4 protein-coding genes are annotated in these 4,301 nt (G+C 73.0%); all 4 read right to left on the minus strand.

Features of this window, described 5'->3' with window-relative positions:
• Positions 1-90 precede the first annotated feature (90 nt).
• Positions 91-1,515 (minus strand): amino acid permease, encoded by a 1,425-nt coding sequence (locus CCN44_RS20665; protein WP_059246521.1) that lies wholly within the window; start codon positions 1,513-1,515, stop codon positions 91-93.
• A gap of 198 nt (positions 1,516-1,713) precedes the next feature.
• Entirely contained in the window at positions 1,714-2,400 is a 687-nt protein-coding gene (locus tag CCN44_RS20670) for a GntR family transcriptional regulator (protein ID WP_237481898.1), read from the minus strand.
• A gap of 32 nt (positions 2,401-2,432) precedes the next feature.
• Complete coding sequence (locus CCN44_RS20675; RefSeq protein WP_086698530.1) at positions 2,433-3,434, minus strand: proline racemase family protein; 1,002 nt, start codon at positions 3,432-3,434, stop codon at positions 2,433-2,435.
• A gap of 12 nt (positions 3,435-3,446) precedes the next feature.
• A partial coding sequence (locus tag CCN44_RS20680; RefSeq protein WP_086698531.1) for a dihydrodipicolinate synthase family protein occupies positions 3,447-4,301 on the minus strand: 855 nt, incomplete at its 5' end.

Raw genomic sequence — 4,301 nt, forward strand, 5'->3', positions numbered from 1 at the left:
TCCGGATCCCGCGGACACCGTCGCCCGGGCGGCGGTGTCCGCGGGATCCGGAAGGATCGCTTCGCCGCGCGCCCGGCAAGGGGCACCGGTCTACGGCACCTCGACCGCCTGTGTCTGCTTCCGCTGCCGACGGGCCGCCAGCACCGCGTACACGATGACCCCGACGAACAGGAACAGCACACCCTGGTACACCGCCGCGTAGCCCGCGCCCGCCATCAGCCAGATCGAGAAGGCGGCGGCCACCGCGGTGATCACGGAGTCCCGCACCAGCCGCGCCCGGTCGACCGCCCGGCCGGACACCAGGTGGTAGATCTGCGCGGCGGTGGCCAGCAGGTACGGCACGGTCGCGGTGAACGTGGTGACCAGCACCAGGATCTCGAAGACCTTGCCCGAGCCGGACAGGTAGTTGTAGACGGTGAGCAGCGAGGCCAGGACGACCGTCACCCCGACGCCGACCGTGGGCACGCCCCGCCGCCGGCGCGTGAAGGCGCTCGGGAAGAGCCCGTCGCGGGCCGCCGCGTACGGCGTCTGGGCGCTGAGCAGGGTCCAGCCGTTGAGGCAGCCGGTCATCGACACCAGGGCGGCGAGCGCCACCGCCGTACCGCCCCAGCTGCCGCCGAACATGGTGTTCACGGCGTCCGAGAACGGCGCGGTGGAGTCGACCAGGCGGTCGTGCGGGACCGTGCCGAACACGGACAGCGTGCCCAGCAGGTACACCAGCGCGGCACCCGCGGTGCCGATCACGGTGGCGCGCCCCACGTTGCGGCGGGCGTCCCTGACCTCGCCCGCGCTGACGGCGGCGGACTCCACCCCGAGGTAGGAGAAGAGCAGCAGCGCGGCGGCGGCGGACACCGCGCCGATCGGGCTCTGGTCGCCGGCGTTGAACGGGCCGAGCCGGTCGGGGTCGAAGAAGAACAGTCCGCCGACCGCGACGAGCAGCAGCGGCACGAACTTCAGCACCGTGGACACCAGCTGCACGGCGCCCACGTACCGGGTGCCGGCGAAGTTGGCGAGGGCCGGCAGCCACTGCAGGGCCAGCGCGGCCAGGCAGGCGGTCCAGCGGTGGTCGTTGACCGGGATCAGGACGTCCAGGTATCCGACGGCCGCGACGGCCAGCGCCGCGTTCGACACCCAGGTGGTGATCCAGTACGACCAGGCGGCGAGGAATCCCGCGAAGTCGCCGAACGCCTCGCGGGCGTAGACGTAGGGACCGCCGGTGCGCGGGTCGCGCGCGGCGAGCCGGCCGAAGACCAGGGCGAGCGCGATGGCGCCGACGGTGAGCACACCGAAGGCGACCAGGCTGACCGTGCCGTACGGAGCGATGGAGGCGGGGAGCAGGAAGATGCCGCCGCCGATGATGTTGCCCATGACCAGCGCGGTGGCGACGGGCAGGCCGAACCGGCGGGCATGCCTGCCGTTGTTGCCGTGCGGGTCCTCGGCAAGGGCCGTGGGGGACTCCGCGGGGCTGCCCGCGGGGGCCGGAGCCGACTGCGGGACGGTTCCGGTGCTGTGCATGGGTGGTGCGCCTCTCATGGAACTGACGTTCCCGGGATCACCGGGACGGGCCCCATGGTCGGGGATGCGCGGACCTGGCTCAAAACCGCCGTTCGTTGTTCTGTGCGGGCCGCCTGACCACGGAAAAAGCGTCGTGGTACGGCCCTCGCGCCGCGAGATGTGCGGTGCCCCGGATGCGGGCACTCCGGCCGGAGGCGGTCAGTCCGGCGCCGCCCAGAGGCTGCGGACATGCCCCAGATGCCGGGTCATGACCGCGTGCACGGCCTTCTCGTCCCGCTCCAGCAGGGCGTCCAGCAGCTCCAGGTGCTCCTCGGCGGAAGCGAGCAGCCGGCCCGCCTCCACCAGCGCGGTCAGGCCGTACAGACGGGAGCGTTTGCGCAGGTCGGCGACGACCTCCACCAGGTGGGCGTTGCCGGCCAGAGCGAGCAGCCCCAGGTGGAAGCGGGTGTCGGCCTCCACGTAGGCGATCAGATCGCCCGCCACCGCCGCGGTGACGATCTCCCGGGCCGCCGGGCGCAGCGCCTCCAGCGAGACCCGGTCGGCCGTGCGGGCCAGCTCCACCACGGTCGGGATCTCGATGAGCGCCCGGATGTGCGTGTACTCGTCCAGCTGCTGGTCGGAGACGACGGTGACCCGGAAGCCCTTGTTGGGCACGGTGTCGACCAGCCCCTCCTTGGCCAGGTCGAGCATCGCCTCCCGCACCGGCGTGGCCGAGACGCCGAACCGGGCGGCCAGCGAGGGCGCCGAGTAGACCTCGCCCGGCCGCAGCTCGCCCGCGATCAGGGCGGCGCGCAGGGCGTCCGCGACCCGCTCGCGGTAGCTGCTCCGCCGGCCGCCCAGCCGGGGCAGTGCGGGCATCTCCACGCCCCGCGTGTTCTGTGCCATGTCACGCATCACCGGGGTGAGTCTAGAGGACGCTAGAGGACGAAACCCCGGGGGAACGGATCGGTCGGGTCCAGCAGGTACTGCGCGGTGCCCGTGATCCACGCGCGGCCGGTGAAGCTGGGCAGCACGGCCGGTACCCCGGCGACCTCCGTAGTCCCCAGCAGCCGGCCGGTGAACCGGGTGCCGATGAAGGACTCGTTCACGAACTCGGTGTGCAGCGGGAGTTCACCGCGCGCGTGCAGTTGCGCCATGCGCGCGCTGGTGCCCGTGCCGCAGGGGGAGCGGTCGAACCAGCCCGGATGGATGACCATGGCGTGCCGGGAGTGCCGGGCCGTGGCCCCGGGCGCGTACAGGTGGACGTGGTGGCAGCCGCGGATGGTCGGATCCTCGGGGTGCACCGGTTCCGCCTGCTCGTTGATCGCCTCCATCAGGGACAGTCCGGCGGCCAGGATGTCGTCCTTGCGGGCGCGGTCGAAGGGCAGCCCGAGGGCGTCGAGCGGCAGGATCGCGTAGAAGTTGCCGCCGTAGGCCAGGTCGTAGCCGACCGTACGCCCGTCGGGCAGGGTGACCTCGCGGTCCAGGCCGGCCGCGAACGAGGGCACGTTCCGCAGGGTCACCGCACGGGCGGCGCCGTCCGCCACCGCCACCTCGGCGACCACGACGCCCGCCGGGGTGTCGAGCCGTACGGTGGTCACCGGTTCCGTGACCGCCACCATGCCGGTCTCGACCAGCACGGTGGCCACCCCGATCGTGCCGTGCCCGCACATCGGCAGATAGCCGGAGACCTCGATGTAGACCACGCCCCAGTCGCAGTCGGGGCGGGTGGGCGGCTGGAGGATCGCGCCGCTCATGGCCGAGTGGCCGCGCGGCTCGTTCATCAGCAGCTGCTTGACGTCGTCGCGGTGTTCCCGGAACCACAGCCGCCGTTCGTTCATGGTCGCCCCGGGGATGGTGCCGATCCCGCCGGTGATCACCCGGGTCGGCATGCCCTCGGTGTGCGAGTCGACGGCGTGCAGGACGAGTGTGCTGCGCATGGTCGGGCTCCCTCACGCCAGGCCCGCGGCGACGGCCTTCTCGGTGGCCGCGCGGACTGCGGCCTCCTGCTCGGGCGGCAGCGGGACCCGCGGCGGGCGCACCGGGCCGCCGTACCGTCCGACGACGTCCATGGAGAGCTTGATCGCCTGGACGAACTCCACCCGTGAGTCCCAGCGCAGCAGCGGGTGCAGCTGCCGGTACAGCGGGAGGGCGGTGGTGAGGTCGCCGGCCAGCGCGGCCCGGTACAGCTCCGCCGAGGCGCGCGGGAGCGCGTTCGGGTAGCCGGCCACCCAGCCCTTGGCGCCGGCCACCGCCAGCTCCAGCAGCACGTCGTCGGCACCGATCAACAGGTCGAGTTCCGGGGCGAGTTCGGCGATGCGGTAGGCGCGGCGGACGTCACCGGAGAACTCCTTGACGGCGTGCACGAGCCCCTCGCCGTGCAGCCGGGCCAGGAGTTCGGGCACCAGGTCGACCTTGGTGTCGATCGGGTTGTTGTACGCCACCACCGGCAGGCCCGCCTTCGCGACCTCCGCGAAGTGGGCGAGCACCGACCGCTCGTCGGCGCGGTAGGCGTTGGGCGGCAGCAGCATCACCGACGTGCAGCCGGCCTCGCCCGCCTGCTCGGCCCAGCGCCGGGCCTCGGCCGAGCCGTACGCCGAGACGCCCGGCATCACCCGTTCCCCGCCGATCGCGGCCACGGCGGTCTCCACCACCCGGGCCCGCTCCTCGGGGGTGAGCACCTGGTACTCCCCGAGCGAGCCGTTCGGTACGACGCCGTCGCAGCCGTTCGCGACGAGCCAGGCGCAGTGCTCGGCGTAGCGGTCGTGGTCGACCGAGAGATCCCCGCGCAGCGGGAGGGCGGTGGC

The organism is Streptomyces tricolor (assembly GCF_002155905.1).
Taxonomy (GTDB): Bacteria; Actinomycetota; Actinomycetes; order Streptomycetales; family Streptomycetaceae; genus Streptomyces; species Streptomyces tricolor.